Genomic DNA, 13,873 nt, shown 5'->3' on the forward strand with positions numbered 1-13,873 from the left:
GAAAATCATAATGAATCAGACAGAGCCTCTTAACATCCCCACCTATCAAAAGGAAGACTTTGCCAGTGACCAGACGCCACGCTGGTGCCCTGGATGTGGTGACTATTCCATTCTGGCACAGCTGCAACGGGTGATGCCCGCCATTGCCGAGCAAACACAAACACCGCGAGAAAACATGGTGTTTATCTCCGGTATCGGCTGCTCCAGCCGTTTTCCCTATTACATGAATACCTATGGTTTTCACAGTATCCACGGCCGCGCCCCGACATTGGCATTGGGGCTGCAGGTATCACGCCCGGAATTAATGACCTGGGTCGTTACCGGCGATGGCGATGCGTTGAGTATCGGCGGTAATCACTTGATGCATTGCTTGCGTCGTAACCTGAATGTGAAAATTCTATTGTTTAACAATCGCATTTATGGTTTGACTAAGGGGCAGTACTCGCCCACGTCGGAGCTTGGAAAGCGGACGAAATCAAGCCCCTTGGGTTCCGTTGCGCGGCCTTTAAACCCGCTGTCCATTGCCCTGGCTTCCCAGGCTACCTTTGTTGCCCGAGCCGTTGACCGTGATCCCAAGTTGTTGCAGGACGTCATTACGCAGGCAGCCTTGCACAAAGGCTCCGCCATTGTCGAAATCTACCAGAACTGCAATATCTTTAACGATGGCGCTTTTGCTCATGTCTCTGAGCGCAAGAGTCGCGACGACAATACTCTGAAGTTGCAGCATGGTGAGCCTCTGGTATTTGGCAGGCAGCGTGACAAAGCCGTGGTTCTGAACGAACAGCTTCAACCCAGAGTGGTTGCCACCTCCGAAATTTCGGAGTCCGACTTACTGATTCACGACACCAGCCGGGATAACTCTGGGCTGACCTACGCGTTATCACAGTTGCAGTACCCGGAGTTTCCGGTACCGGTGGGTATCTTCCGAGCGCTGAAGGCGCCCACCTACGAGGAACGCGTACACCAACAAGTCAATGAGGCTAAACGCCAGAAACCCGCGACAGCTCTGCAGCAGCTGCTCGATAGCGGTGAAACCTGGCGCGTCGCTGAATAACACCCAACAAGAAAACCCGAGAGAGGTAATAGTTATGGCTTATGTGGTCACTGAAGGATGCATCAACTGTAAACAAATGGACTGCGTCGAAGTTTGCCCCGTCGATTGTTTTCGCGAGGGGCCCAATATGTTGGTTATTGATCCCAACGAGTGTGTGGATTGCACACTGTGTGTACCCGCGTGTCCGGAGAAGGCCATTTTTCGCGATGGTGACGTACCCGTGGAACAGCATCAATTTGTCGCTCTGAATGAAGAAATGGCGGAGGTTTGGGAACTGATCGACGAGAAAGGAGACGTACCGGCGGACGCCTCAGATTGGAGTGGACGCGTGGGCAAGTTTGAATTTCTTCAGCGTTAAGCGGCGGAGATCGATATGAAACTGTTTTCACACAAGCATCGCCCGGCCCATTTGGGGCCGTACCCTCTGGAACGGTTGAGCAGAACCAGCGTGAAACCGGAATACCGGCGTCAACAGCCACCCGGCGCATTGGAGTTTGTCAATCGTGCAAACCCGCAAAGCCTGAGCAATGCCATGTTGGAATACGTCAACCTGATGGACCGTCTGCGTGACGGCGAGGTTGCTGTCAACAAAGCCCCGATTCCCGATGATCCCGTCGAACGTGCCAATCACCTCAAGGCGGCGGCTTATTTTCTGGATGCCAGTCAGGCGGCCACCTGCGCCTTGCCCAGGGAGGCCATTCTCGCCAAGCCGATCAGAAATGCCTCTCTAGATGATGAGGTGGAAAAAAACTATTCGGTGGGTGCATCGCAAAACGCCATGTCCACCTCTACAGTGGAAGAGGGCGCTTCGGCATGGCAGCGCACCGAATCAACCGAGAGTATCGAGCACCACAGTCACGCATTGGCGCTGTTGATTGAATATCCCCGCGAGCCGGATATTACAGAACCCGGTGGTGAGTGGCTGGTGGGCACCCAGGCGCAGCGGGCCGCCGTGCGGGCCGCCGAAGTGGCAGCGGTATTGTCCCAGTACTTGCGGTTTCTGGGTTTTGAAGCCCGCGCTCATACAGCGACAGCGTCAGATGTGGACCACGATCAGATTCTTCTGGCCTGTGGGCTGGCGGAGGTTGATCAGCATCGTTTGGCGAATCCTTTTCTGGGAGACCGCTACGGCGTCGCCGTCATTACCACAAGCCTGCAACTGGACGACGATCAGCCCCTGGCCGCCAGAAACCTGGTAGAACAGTGGCGGGCCAAAGGGCCGAGCTGGTGGCTGGGGCAGGGGGGGACTGCGGCGGCCTGGCAAGGTCCGGCGTACAACAGGCGGGCCTACCACCAAGGCCGCTATCCTATGGAGAAGGTCAAACGGCAGTCTCGCCCCAGCACCTTTATCGATGATGAAAAGGTGCCCCGGGTTCCCAAAAGAGGGGATATGTTTGTGCGCGCGGCGCTGGGTGACCTGGGCAAAAAAGCCGAAAAGGAGCTGCAGCAGTTTCGAATGATAACCAAGTCGCCCTTTGGCCACGCCATGATGCCCGTGCTTGGTGGCATGGTTCCCATGCAATATGGCAAGGAGGCGGAGCAGGTGGTACCCGGCACCGACGATCCGGTGAAGAATGCGGCCAGCGTCAAAGCCGCCTTGCATTATCTCGGCGCAGATATGGCCGGCATCTGCGAGATTCCCGACTACGCCTGGTATTCCCACGATCACGACGGTTCTGAGATCGAACCCTATCACAAGTACGCCGTTTCCATTCTGGTGGATCAGGGTTATGAAACCATGGAAGGGGCCAGCGGAGACGACTGGATTTCGGGCGCTCAGAGTATGCGTGCCTACATGCGTGCCGCACTGGTTGGTGGAATCGTCTGTTCACATATTCGCAGCCTGGGTTATTCGGCGCGCACTCATAGTGTTATTGATCAGGACGTATTGCATGTGCCATTAATCCTACTGGCAGGTATGGGTGAACTGAGTCGCATCGGCGAGGTAGTGCTCAACCCATTTGTGGGGCCAAGATTCAAGTCCGGCATCCTCACTACCAATATGCCGCTGGCGGTGGACCAGCCTATGGATTTTGGTCTGCAGGATTTTTGCAATCAGTGTAAGAAATGCGCCCGCGAATGCCCCTGCACGGCTATTCCCTTCGGCGATAAAATCATGTTTAACGGCTATGAAATCTGGAAACCCGATTCGGAAAAATGCGCCCGCTACCGCATCACCAATTCCGGGGGCTCCATGTGTGGTCGCTGTATGAAAACCTGCCCCTGGAACGTAGAAGGTGTGTTGGCAGAGCGCCCCTTTGTCTGGGCTGCGATGAAACTGCCATTTACCCGCAAGTGGTTGGCGGAATTTGACGATAAAGTCGGCAACGGCAAACGCAATACGGTCAAGAAGTGGTGGTGGGATCTGGATACTGACAACGACGGCAATATCCTGATCGCCAAGCGTGCCAATGAACGTGAGTTGTCCTTTCGTCCTCCACTGACGCCGGAACAGCAGACCTTAGGCTGTTATCCTGCGCAAGACTTGCCGACGCCCGGGTTAAACGAACCGTCCCCTGTGGACCGGAAGCAGGGCAAGCAACGGTATGAACAGGCGTTATCGCCAGCGCTGTATCAGGCACTGAAAAACGAAGGGAGCAATACAGATGAAGAAGCGGTGGCGGTAATGGAGCCCGTTAAAGTCGAGTGAATCCAGTTGTAACTCAGGTTGTAACGACAGTCGTTCCAACTGCACTTTAGGCCGCGCTCCTCCGACGCGGCCTCTTTTTCAAAGGCCTACAACAATTCTGAAATATGAGACTCGATCACGGCCCAACCGGGTTTTCCAACGGCCAGCAGTTGCTCACAAACATCCTGAGGAAAATCATCTGCCACTGCCGATTGATAGGATTGACGGTCACGACAGCGATTAAACCAGTCGGTCACTCTCGGGCAATCGCGGGTATAGATTTCGGTCCAACCGAATTGCAGCAACGTCTGAAAGTACGGTGCCAGACAAACATCCGCCAGACTGAAAGAATCGCCCACCATCCACTCATGTTGTTCCAATGCCTTTTCCATATCCACGATGGTGTTGCGATAGATGCGGGCGGCATCTGCGACGTCCGGCGCTTCCAGTCCATACTTCATCAATCGGATTTGCCGCTCACGGCGGGGTTTTTCAGGCACTTTCGCCAGAATTGCCAAGCGTTCTTGCTCAGGTTTCTCCATCAGTTTGGGACGCATCACCAGAGGCCACTGCAGGGCACCACAGGAGGGGTGAAGCTTGTTGTCCACGTGCTTCATCCAAAAACGCATTTTTGCCCGCGCATAGGTATCTGCGGGCTTGAGGGAAGACTCGGGGTAGGTATCATCCAGGTATTCACAAATGATGCTGGACTCGATCACGGGTTGTCCATCATGGACCAGGGTGGGGACGACCCCCAGTGGGTTGAGCTTCAGATATTCCGGTCTCAGGTTCTCCTTGTCCGGCAGGCTGACGTGGTGTTTGGTCCAATCCAGGCCCTTTTCGGCCAAAACAATGCGCACCTTCTGCGCGCAGGGGGACATGGGATGGGTGTAGAGCTCTAACATATTGGCAATCTCATTGGTTTACGGGTAGTTGCCAGTGTAGGTAAGAGTCGGATTGGCTAGAATAACGGATAAGTACAAACACTCTTGACACCAGATCAATAATCACCGGGGGCCTTGAGGGAGTATTACCATGGACAAACTGACCGAAATGACGGTTTTCGCTGAGGTTGCCCGATGTGAAGGGCTCTCAGCAGCCGGGCGAGAGCTTGGGCTGTCGCCCTCAGCGGTCAGTAAGATTCTGAACCGGCTGGAGGAGCGGCTGGGCGTTCGGCTCCTGAACCGAACCACCCGGCAGGTGAACTTGACGGAGGCGGGTCAGGAGTTTCTGGCGCATTGCCAAAGTATCGTCGCTGATATCGAAGCTGCCGAAGACAGCCTTGCCGACTATGGCAGTGAACCCAGGGGCATCATAACCGTTAATAGCACAGCGGGTTTCGCCCGCTATAAGCTGCTGCCATTATTGCCGAAGTTTCAACAGCAGTACCCCAATCTGACCGTGAACTTGCAACTCAGTGGCGACACAGTGGATCTGGTCGCCGAGGGGGTCGACGTCGCCATCCGCCTGGGGCAGCTGCAGGACAATCGCCTGGTAGCCCGTAAACTTTACCAATGCCCGAGAATCGTATGTGCCAGTCCTGACTATCTCCAGCGCCATGGCTACCCCAACCGCCCCCAAGAGCTGGAGTTTCACAATTGTCTCCGTTTGAGCACCTCCGCAGTTTTTAATCAATGGCATTTTCACTCAGTAGAAGGTGAGCAGCGTGTTGAGGTGAACGGCACTTTTATTACCGACCAGGTTGAAGCGCTCCATCAACACGCGTTGGCGGGCGGGGGGGTTGTTCGATTGGCTGAGTTCATGCTGGCGGAAGATATCGCCCAAGGACGACTGATTCCCGTTTTACGGGATTTTGATTGCGGTACTCAGTCGGTCCACGCAGTTTTTACCCATCGAGAACTGATGCCAACCAAAGTGAGGGCTTTTGTGGATTATTTGGTCGGCTCCTTAGGTTAGGTATAAAAAGTTCATATAACTCAATGAGTTATTTTCTTTCAATCGTACAATTGATCAACAATCCGGAAGATGCGCTTTTGCATTTATGGGGATCCTATCTATGCTAATTACTAGGTTCGCAAGACTGCTTCTTGCTCAAGCGTATTCATAATAGTTATAACAGTTACAGGGGCGTTGATGAAAAATACTGGAACCCTAATATATCTGTCTTTGATGATTTTCGTTACGTCATGTGTTGGAGTTTCCGAAAAAGAGTCAGTTGTTACCGCATCGAGGGAGAAAACAGATACCGCGATATCATCGCGTACAACACCCTATAGCGGTAACACTCAGAAATCTCTGAGTTTTTTTGATTCCGGGATCTTCGATGAGACTCTGGCGAATGAGCTCAAGAAAAAACAAGAAACCGTATCAATTACTGCTCCTTCTAAAATCGATCTCAATGATATTCCTGATCGACTGGAGAAATGGCTGGTTGCTGCCAAAGAATCCGGCGCAGATATAAAGCTGGAATCGGAAGCAAAGACTCGTGGCATACTCTCAGATTCCGTGGAGATCGTGTTCAAAGCCTACCAAGCGATCAAACAAACAAAGATGTACGAAAACGTTGAAGGCTATGATATCCGTATTCGGCATACACCCTACGGTGAAATTACATCCATAGACTTCCACAGATCGAAATAATGATAAGTGATTCTAAGGGCTGCAATAACATTATGAATACAAGAGTACTTATTTTTCTTTCAATATCGGCATTGTTTCACTCAGCAGCATTGGCTGATTCAGTCATGCTGTTTTCGGAGTCTGAGGCTGAAAAACTCACATATGATGAAGTATCGTTCGACAGTATTGCTCCGGGAATAAACGCGGTAAAAATGCGAGGAACCAGCTCCAGCTCAAATAAAATTAACGGACCCATTGTAAAATTGCATCAACCGAAATTGGACTCATCCAAAGGTTCAAATCACATTTCAGTAGAAACGCCAACGCCACTTCATATCCAATTCATCGCAAACAACGCTAATATAGATATGGAATCGCTGGAGGTTGAAGCTCGAAAAGGGATATTTTCGAAGTCACTTACCAAAAAAGTATTGCCATACTTTGTAAATCATTCGATAAATATCGAACAGCTTAATATCCCCTCAGGGAATTTCTTGATTTCAATCTTGATTAACGATGTCGAAGGCAATAAAACCATTGCCACATACCGATTGAGCGTTAAATAGTTTGCATAACGTTAACGCTTAACTCGACCTTTCACTTAAGTAACGCTCGACCGAATTGTGTCGTCGTCAACAAATACCAGCAGCGTGCACTCGGGACCGGGATCATCGTGAGGTGATGCTTTGCTGGCGATACCGTGTTGGGAGCCCCTGTACCTGGCGGACACAAAGCTAAGCAATTCAGCAACTTGGGAGCGAGTCATGAGACTTTCATTGACCTTCTTGAAGATGTCGAAACGGACTAATTCCTTGTCGCCATACAAAATTTCGCATAATAATAATTATGTTAAATAGCGTGTATTACCGAATAAAGGCTATGCAGTCCAATTCCATGCATTACTCAAATTAGAAGCTAGACTCCATATACGACGCGGTCCAAAACTGCAATGCTCAATAAAATTTTTCGCGCCAAAACAGGACACTGTCACTCAGAGATATTCATCTTGAGCTTCACTATTTCAGCGGAGATTTGGACCCTAGCGAAGACCTCTACTTGTGATTTGGATTAGATATAAGGGAGTGCGTGAGTCATGGCATTTGATTATGGTTCAATTGATCTAGGACTGAAAAACCCCTTTAAATTGGAGGGTGCGGTTACAGCAGCTCGAGGGGCAGTCGTTTTTGTTCTGGGCATGTATTTACTGATAGAGGCTGCCTCTACGGTTAAGAGCGACGGCGTTCTCGGCTGGATTATCGCAGTATTCGGTTTATTCTTGGTTGGCAACGGCGTCAGGATCACGGCCACCGGTATCGTCGCCATGCTCAGGTATTTTGTCGGGCGTAATCATCCCACCTCGCTCGCCCACAATTTCAGTCGCTCTGAGTCCAGTACTGCCAAGGAAGAGGCCGGATACGTTGTATATGACAAGCAAAAGCTCACAGAGATGCTGGTCGGGAGGAAGAACCCCACCTTCGTCGAGCCCCGAGGATTTCTCGCCCGCCTTGTTCACAGCATTTTACCCCGCCTTACCTACATGCCCTACCCGGTTAGAAACATGGCGCAACGGGTATTTGGTGCTTGGGTGAAAACGATTGTGGCTTTAATTGCTTATGCCTTAGTCGCCTTTGTATCGCTGGCGGGTTTCGCTGGTGAAACCGGGGCAGCCGCCTTTCCGGTTTATTCTGTAGCCCTGACTATATACCTGCTGTATGTGTGGCGCTCAGTGGGTACCGCACTGAATCGCACCGCCGACAAAGAGATTCCCAGCATGGGCGGCGCAGAGCTCGTGCGAGTCATCGCCGGAGCGATCCTGTTGCCGGTGATCATCGGTCTCGCGCTGGCCTGGGTCCTCAGCTCGTCCGGAACTTCCATCGCTGATGTGGAGCAGGTATTCGCCAAGCTGCCGGACTCTTACACAATTCTGTACCTTTTTGCAGTGCTGATCGGGGCCTCAATTTCAACTGCTGCCGTGTTTTTCATGGTGAAGAAAAGGCTGCAACACGCCGATCCCAAGGTGGAGGTGTCGGAGCTTCGCGAAAACTGGCAGGAGTCCGTACACCCCAATGAAATCTTCATAAATCTTGACAACCTGGTGATGGCTAACAGACGCTACAAGGAAGTGCCCAATCGGGTATATCAGGAACTGGAGCCGGATCTGAAGGAGCAGGTAGAGGGCAAAGGTAATTTCTTTGGTGAGATGATTCAGGAAATACAGCCAAAGTTTAAGCCAATGGACTTGGGTTCCCTGTTCGAGCGAACCCGGTTGTTTAGCCTAATCGCCGGAAATCTGCTGTTCTTGGTTGGGTCTGTTTTCACCGTATTTCTGACCTTCGCTGTTGCCAGCACCTACAGTCATCTTAACGCCATCGGCTTCGACAACTTGAGTAACAATATGACCGCCTCAGATCTGGAAACATTTTTCGCACTTTGCGGCACGGTCATCCATCTGTTGCTGTTTGGTATTCTAATTCGAGCGTTCGCCAGGATACTGACTAACTCCGCCCATTTGTTTTTCGCGGAGATGCTGTTCGACAGCCATCTCATCTACCTGAAAGTGGAAGGCACTTTTACTGAATCAAAGATTTCTACCGGCACAGGCATACACGATTCAACTCGCTCTGAAAATATACTGGTAAGATCCAGTATCACCCCTTGGATCATTGTAACCCGAATCATCTCCAGTACTTTTGCTGCGACCGGAATGAGAAATCTGGAGCACCCTCGATTTATCCTGGAAATGCACAAGAATGATCAGGAATTATCCGGCATCCGTAATGATGTGATTGATTTCCTCAAAGACAGAGAATCCATTGCGGCTATCACCAGTGAACGTGACCTTCAGAATGCGGCTCAGATTCATGATATCAATCGACAATCGCGAGCCATTCCCATGCAGCCCCAACCGGCGCTGCAGAAAGCCGATGAAGAGGCTGCTGGTTATTTGAGACAGGAGAAGCAGGAGGACGGCCGCAGCGGAGACGGCTTCAGCGCCACGTAAGAATACTGGTTGGGGCATGCCGGCGACCGGTGTGAAAACTGGAGCTGGATGCTACCTGATAACGGCTTCAGTGCTTGCGCCCCCCCTGCTCATACAGCAGTTTCACATAGCGGCGATATTCTAACAGTTGCTTCATCAGGATTGCGGGGTCACCGACCGCCCGGGAAACGATGATACCACCCTCGATAATGGTGGACAGCATATCCGCCAGATCATCGCTGTGGGTTCCAGAAATGGGGTTATAAGCAGTATTGATTTTATCCAACTGGGTTTTAAACAATTGTCTCCAGTCTCTGACTATGGCGGCGGTGATATCCCGAACCTGCTGATTGACGTGATGAGTCTCGTAGGTAAACGAAGCCACCAGGCACCCAGGGTGCATTCCCTCCATGTCACCCATGGTTTCGGCCAGCAGTTTCACAAACACCAGCATCTGCTGCAAGGGGTCATCGGTTAACTCTTCCGCCCGCTTGAACAAACCACTGAACAGCAACGCATCGTCCCGTTGGTAGCGCTGCAGAAGAGCCGAGGCCAATGCGTTCTTGCCTTCGAAGTGGTAAAAAAAACCGCCCTTGGTGATGCCAGCTTCCTTAATCAGGTCTTCGATCGAGGTCGCCAGAAACCCGTCTGAGAGGAAATGCTGCTCGGCGATATCCAATAATTTTTCCCGGGTGGCCTGGCCTTTGCTGGACATGTCGGTAACTCCCCTTCTTTTCTATACCCGCAGTAAGGTTTTGTATCCTGGTAAAGCGCGCGAATTGGGTATCCATGCCAATGCGCGATATAGGTGGTTGTTTTATGGGGATTTTTCAAAAAAGTGAAAAAAAAGTACTGCCGGTTCACTAGAAAACAACCTACCAAAAGCCTAGCCTATTTCTTCGTAAACACCCCAGATTAACGCGATTGCGACGTGCAATCGCCTCCGAAGAGGAATGACAATGGGTATCTACAGTCAACAATTGCCACAACTTGGAAACCGCCCCTTTATCACCGATGGCGGGCTAGAAACCATACTCTGCTTTCAGCAGCATATCGACCTCCCCCACTTTGCCGCTTACGATCTGCTGCGAGACCAACAGGGCTATGAACGCCTCTATGATTATTACACCACCTACACCAAGCTGGCTCAGCAATATGGTGTCGGCATTGTGCTGGAGACACCCACCTGGCGTGCCAACCCTGACTGGGCTCGCTTGATCGGCGACTCTCCCGAAACTTTGGAGCAGCTCAATCGCCAGGCGGTAAAACTGCTCGAACAGATTCGCGATGAATACGAAACCGAGCACACCACTGTCCTCATCAGCGGCAATCTCGGCCCTCGGGGAGATGGGTATACCCCCTCCAAGCTGATGACGGAGGACGAGGCAAAGGACTATCACAGCACTCAAATAGCTACTTTTGCCGATACCAATGTGGACATGCTGGCGGCGCTGACCCTAAATTATGTGGACGAAGCCATCGGCATCACCCGGGCAGCCCAAGAACACGACTTGCCGGTGGCGATCTCTTTTACCGTGGAGACCGACGGCAAATTACCCAATGGTGAAAGCCTGCAGCGGGTTATCACTGAGGTGGATGCGGCAACCGATCAGGGACCGGCCTACTACATGATTAACTGCGCCCACCCCACCCATTTCGAGCATCTGTTTAAAGCCGGCGGCGATTGGTTGCAGCGCATCAGGGGGCTTCGGGGCAACGCCTCCTGCCTGAGCCACGCGGAGCTGGATGAGTCCGAGACTCTGGACGATGGTAATCCGGTAGCCTTTGGGTGCGAACTTGAGGAGTTAAGGCGCCTCTCCTCTCATCTCACGGTACTGGGGGGCTGCTGCGGCACAGATCACCGCCATATTGAGGAGGTATGCAAGCATATTGTTCACTGAAGTTCAGCATCGAGAATATGCACAGACATCCAGGGTATCTCTGTTTTTCTGTGCATATATCCTAGTGTGAAAAACTACTGGCGCGGATCGACGAGTTATTGCACTCCGGGGCGAACTGACTTCGCCTTGGAGATACTATAAGCCTCAATTCAATATCCCGTCCGTTGATACATTTGCTCAACAATCAGCTCCGCCTGCTGCACAACTTCCTCTTGGTGCGGCAGCAGCTTCTGCCCGCCAAGCGCTTGAAACATTTCCAGAAACGGATCTTCCACACCGGTTTTGATGCCACTGAGCTGTTCCATTACCGCCAGGCCAAAAAACGGTACAGTTGAAGCGTTGTAGCCCCCTTCGTGAGTCATTACCAGACGGCCCTCGCACAGATCCCTCGCCGCCAACATCATTTGTTCGGTGAGATAGCGATAACCTTCGCTGTGCATCATCATTCGACCCAGCGGATCCTGGGCACCGGCATCAAAACCACAAGGTACAATAATCAGTTCCGGCCTGTAAGCTCGCAGAGCGGGCACAACAACACGATCAAACGCCGCCTTATAGGCCTCAAAGCCGGAGCCCGCAGGCAGCGGGATATTGAGATTATAACCCTCACCCTCACCCTCTCCTGTTTCGGAAATGGGACCGGAATCCATTGGGAAGCAATTTTCCTGATGAATGGAAATTGTCAGTGCACGGGGGTCTCGATAAAATGCACTTTGGGTACCGTTGCCGTGATGCACATCCCAATCCACATAGGCAATACGTTTTAGTTTGTGGATTTCCAGTGCATGCAGTCCGGCAATCACCGCGTTGCCGAACATACAGAAACCCATGGACATATCCGCCAGGGCGTGGTGTCCGGGCGGGCGTACTAACGCGTAGGCATTATTAACCTCACCGTTGAGCACAGCATCCACCGCCGAGATAACACCACCGGCCGAAAGGGTCGCGATCTCATAGCTGCCCTTGCCCATGGGTGAGAAGGCACCGGCATCTCCCCCCTCCCCGGCGCTCAAGGTTTTTACCCGTTCCAGATGCTCGCGGGTATGAAAGCGAAGAATCTCTGCCTCGGTGGCATGACGGGCCTTTATAGGATGAAGCTGCTCCAGTAACCCACTCACCTCCAGCAGATTGCGAAATCGACGCTTGGTTTCCGGTCCTTCGGCATGCTCGCCCGGTTGCACCGGGTTACCGTAGGGCATCACTCCAGCATAGTTTCCGGTGTTGTGCCACATATAGAGTTCGTGATAGACAAAACCTGTTTTCATTCCAAAAACCTCAACAGTAATACGCTTAAGCCAATGATGGATTGTGTGTTGGCCAGGGCATGACCTGCTCCAGACTGCGGGCCAGTTGCAACAGGGTTGCTTCGTCGCCAAAGCGGGCACCGAACTGCATTCCCAGCGGCAAACCGCTACGGGTACGTTGCAAGGGCAGAGATATTGCCGGTAATCCGGTCAGGTTAAAAAGCCCGGTAAACGGGCAGAAGCCAAAGATCTTTTCCGCCCACCCGTGGGCATCCAGGGTGCTGTCGTTGGCGTTGAACACGCCAAGCTTCGCCGCCGGGCCTGCAACGGTGGGAGAGAGCAGCAGGTCATATTTCTGAAAGAACTGTCCTACCGTTCGCGATACCGTATTGGCGATGGACAATGCCTCCAGCAGATCACAGGCACTCAGGTTTTTTCCGTAACGATAGCTGGCGAGTGAGGTGGCTTCCAGAGTGGTCTCATCCACAGGTCGCTGGGAGAGTGCCGCATAGCCATCGGCCCAACTGGCGATATTGGCGCTCCAGATGCGCAGTTGTGCCGACAGGAAACTCTCGTGATCTATTTCAGGTCTTGCCTCGACAATCCGATGTCCCAACTTCTCACATTCACGTGCGGTGTTCCAAACGGCCTCAATCATTTCACTGTCCACACCCGGACCAAACCAGGGTTCCGCGGCCACGGCGATGGTCAGTGACCTGGGTGAATCAGCAATGGTTTTCAAATAGGGCTGCGAAGGGGGCGCTATTTCGTAGGGCTCACCAATACCCGGCCCCTGGACCGCATCCAACAGCGCAGCGGTATCGCGCACGCTGCGGGTAACGGCGAATTCAATCCCCAGACCGTTGAGTCCATCCCCCGAGTCCGGCCCAATGGGCACCCGACCACGGGTGGGCTTTAATCCTATCAAGCCGCAGCAAGCGGCGGGTACTCGAATCGAACCACCACCATCGTTGGCATGGGCCATGGGCACAATACCGGCAGCGACAGACGCCGCCGCACCGGAACTCGACCCCCCGGCAATACGGCTGGTGTCCCAGGGATTACGGGTTGCGCCATTGAGCAGGGATTCGCCGGTGATGTTGTAGCTGAATTCCGGTGTGGTGGTACGGCCCAGACTCTTTAACCCCGACCGCTTAAAACGGGTCATCAGGTCTGAATCGTGAGGAGCGACCAGGCCCTGGGCCAGGCGGCTGCCCATTTCAGAGGGAATACCCTGTGCATGGATCACTGAATCTTTAATCAGAAACGGCACTCCATAGAAGGGTCCCTCCACCGCGTCATCCCAGGCTGGCAGGGGTTCGTCAAAACACTCGACAATGCCGTTGATGGTCGGGTTCAATTTCTGTGCCAGCTGTAAACAACAGCTGGCCAATTCTTCTGGCGTCACCTGTTTGTCGCGAACCAAGCTCGCCAGCCCCATGGCATCGAAACTGCGATACTCGTCAATATTCATGTCGCAGCCCC

At 52.5% G+C, this 13,873-nt stretch carries 13 protein-coding genes; 8 read left to right on the plus strand and 5 right to left on the minus strand.

Translation table 11 applies throughout. The features are described from left to right. Nucleotides 1-10 precede the first annotated feature (10 nt). Genes HBA55_RS21880 through HBA55_RS21890 form a run of 3 tightly spaced genes read left to right on the plus strand, consistent with a single transcriptional unit; the run spans nt 11 to nt 3,704 of the window. The gene (locus HBA55_RS21880) at nt 11-1,054 is read left to right on the plus strand and encodes a 2-oxoacid:ferredoxin oxidoreductase subunit beta (protein ID WP_166995848.1); all 1,044 of its coding nucleotides are present in this window, start codon (nt 11-13) and stop codon (nt 1,052-1,054) included. Between the two features lie 34 nt (nt 1,055-1,088). Next, the gene (fdxA, locus tag HBA55_RS21885; protein ID WP_166995850.1) at nt 1,089-1,412 is read left to right on the plus strand and encodes a ferredoxin FdxA; all 324 of its coding nucleotides are present in this window, start codon (nt 1,089-1,091) and stop codon (nt 1,410-1,412) included. A 15-nt stretch (nt 1,413-1,427) separates the two neighbouring features. Then, the gene (locus HBA55_RS21890) at nt 1,428-3,704 is read left to right on the plus strand and encodes a 4Fe-4S dicluster domain-containing protein (RefSeq protein WP_166995852.1); all 2,277 of its coding nucleotides are present in this window, start codon (nt 1,428-1,430) and stop codon (nt 3,702-3,704) included. A gap of 86 nt (nt 3,705-3,790) precedes the next feature. Here the strand turns inward: HBA55_RS21890 and HBA55_RS21895 are convergent, their stop codons facing one another. Beyond that, nucleotides 3,791-4,588 (minus strand): glutathione S-transferase family protein, encoded by a 798-nt coding sequence (locus HBA55_RS21895; RefSeq protein ID WP_166995854.1) that lies wholly within the window; start codon nt 4,586-4,588, stop codon nt 3,791-3,793. A 130-nt stretch (nt 4,589-4,718) separates the two neighbouring features. Between HBA55_RS21895 and HBA55_RS21900 the strand changes: the two genes are divergently transcribed. The 3 genes from HBA55_RS21900 to HBA55_RS21910 all read left to right on the plus strand — a co-directional run bounded on the left by HBA55_RS21900 (nt 4,719) and on the right by HBA55_RS21910 (nt 6,829). Further along, nucleotides 4,719-5,600, plus strand: a complete 882-nt coding sequence (locus HBA55_RS21900; RefSeq protein ID WP_166995856.1) for a LysR family transcriptional regulator — start codon at nt 4,719-4,721, stop codon at nt 5,598-5,600. Nucleotides 5,601-5,777: 177 nt separating this feature from the next. Beyond that, nucleotides 5,778-6,284 carry a hypothetical protein gene (locus HBA55_RS21905; protein ID WP_166995858.1) on the plus strand — a complete coding sequence of 169 codons (507 nt, stop codon included), beginning with the start codon at nt 5,778-5,780 and terminating at the stop codon, nt 6,282-6,284. A gap of 32 nt (nt 6,285-6,316) precedes the next feature. After that, the gene (locus tag HBA55_RS21910; protein WP_166995860.1) at nt 6,317-6,829 is read left to right on the plus strand and encodes a hypothetical protein; all 513 of its coding nucleotides are present in this window, start codon (nt 6,317-6,319) and stop codon (nt 6,827-6,829) included. A 35-nt stretch (nt 6,830-6,864) separates the two neighbouring features. On the opposite strand, the gene HBA55_RS21915 is transcribed toward HBA55_RS21910, so the two are convergent. Next, entirely contained in the window at nt 6,865-7,029 is a 165-nt protein-coding gene (locus tag HBA55_RS21915) for a hypothetical protein (protein ID WP_166995862.1), read from the minus strand. 327 nt (nt 7,030-7,356) lie between these two features. Between HBA55_RS21915 and HBA55_RS21920 the strand changes: the two genes are divergently transcribed. After that, entirely contained in the window at nt 7,357-9,264 is a 1,908-nt protein-coding gene (locus HBA55_RS21920) for a hypothetical protein (RefSeq protein WP_166995864.1), read from the plus strand. A 67-nt stretch (nt 9,265-9,331) separates the two neighbouring features. Here HBA55_RS21920 and HBA55_RS21925 read toward each other — a convergent pair whose 3' ends face one another. After that, on the minus strand, nt 9,332-9,958 hold the full coding sequence (locus tag HBA55_RS21925; protein WP_166995866.1) for a TetR/AcrR family transcriptional regulator: 627 nt from the start codon (nt 9,956-9,958) through the stop codon (nt 9,332-9,334). A gap of 244 nt (nt 9,959-10,202) precedes the next feature. On the opposite strand from HBA55_RS21925, the gene HBA55_RS21930 reads away from it, so the two are divergent. Continuing rightward, nucleotides 10,203-11,144 (plus strand): homocysteine S-methyltransferase family protein, encoded by a 942-nt coding sequence (locus tag HBA55_RS21930; protein WP_166995867.1) that lies wholly within the window; start codon nt 10,203-10,205, stop codon nt 11,142-11,144. 149 nt (nt 11,145-11,293) lie between these two features. On the opposite strand, the gene HBA55_RS21935 is transcribed toward HBA55_RS21930, so the two are convergent. Together HBA55_RS21935 and HBA55_RS21940 are read right to left on the minus strand one after the other, a co-directional pair. Beyond that, nucleotides 11,294-12,409 carry a class II histone deacetylase gene (locus tag HBA55_RS21935; RefSeq protein ID WP_166995869.1) on the minus strand — a complete coding sequence of 372 codons (1,116 nt, stop codon included), beginning with the start codon at nt 12,407-12,409 and terminating at the stop codon, nt 11,294-11,296. Between the two features lie 25 nt (nt 12,410-12,434). Continuing rightward, entirely contained in the window at nt 12,435-13,862 is a 1,428-nt protein-coding gene (locus HBA55_RS21940) for an amidase (RefSeq protein WP_166995871.1), read from the minus strand. Nucleotides 13,863-13,873: the final 11 nt, after the last annotated feature.

This window comes from Pseudomaricurvus alkylphenolicus, assembly GCF_011683955.1.
In the GTDB taxonomy this organism is placed as follows: Bacteria; Pseudomonadota; Gammaproteobacteria; order Pseudomonadales; family Cellvibrionaceae; genus Pseudomaricurvus; species Pseudomaricurvus alkylphenolicus.

Excerpts from the sequence above, each read along its gene's own strand:
- HBA55_RS21880 (WP_166995848.1), top strand. The coding sequence starts at position 11 with ATGAATCAGACAGAGCCTCTTAACATCCCCACCTATCAAAAGGAAGAC.
- fdxA (WP_166995850.1), top strand. The coding sequence starts at position 1,089 with ATGGCTTATGTGGTCACTGAAGGATGCATCAACTGTAAACAAATGGAC.
- HBA55_RS21890 (WP_166995852.1), top strand. The coding sequence starts at position 1,428 with ATGAAACTGTTTTCACACAAGCATCGCCCGGCCCATTTGGGGCCGTAC.
- HBA55_RS21895 (WP_166995854.1), bottom strand. The coding sequence starts at position 4,588 with ATGTTAGAGCTCTACACCCATCCCATGTCCCCCTGCGCGCAGAAGGTG.
- HBA55_RS21900 (WP_166995856.1), top strand. The coding sequence starts at position 4,719 with ATGGACAAACTGACCGAAATGACGGTTTTCGCTGAGGTTGCCCGATGT.
- HBA55_RS21905 (WP_166995858.1), top strand. The coding sequence starts at position 5,778 with ATGAAAAATACTGGAACCCTAATATATCTGTCTTTGATGATTTTCGTT.
- HBA55_RS21910 (WP_166995860.1), top strand. The coding sequence starts at position 6,317 with ATGAATACAAGAGTACTTATTTTTCTTTCAATATCGGCATTGTTTCAC.
- HBA55_RS21915 (WP_166995862.1), bottom strand. The coding sequence starts at position 7,029 with ATGACTCGCTCCCAAGTTGCTGAATTGCTTAGCTTTGTGTCCGCCAGG.
- HBA55_RS21920 (WP_166995864.1), top strand. The coding sequence starts at position 7,357 with ATGGCATTTGATTATGGTTCAATTGATCTAGGACTGAAAAACCCCTTT.
- HBA55_RS21925 (WP_166995866.1), bottom strand. The coding sequence starts at position 9,958 with ATGTCCAGCAAAGGCCAGGCCACCCGGGAAAAATTATTGGATATCGCC.
- HBA55_RS21930 (WP_166995867.1), top strand. The coding sequence starts at position 10,203 with ATGGGTATCTACAGTCAACAATTGCCACAACTTGGAAACCGCCCCTTT.
- HBA55_RS21935 (WP_166995869.1), bottom strand. The coding sequence starts at position 12,409 with ATGAAAACAGGTTTTGTCTATCACGAACTCTATATGTGGCACAACACC.
- HBA55_RS21940 (WP_166995871.1), bottom strand. The coding sequence starts at position 13,862 with ATGAATATTGACGAGTATCGCAGTTTCGATGCCATGGGGCTGGCGAGC.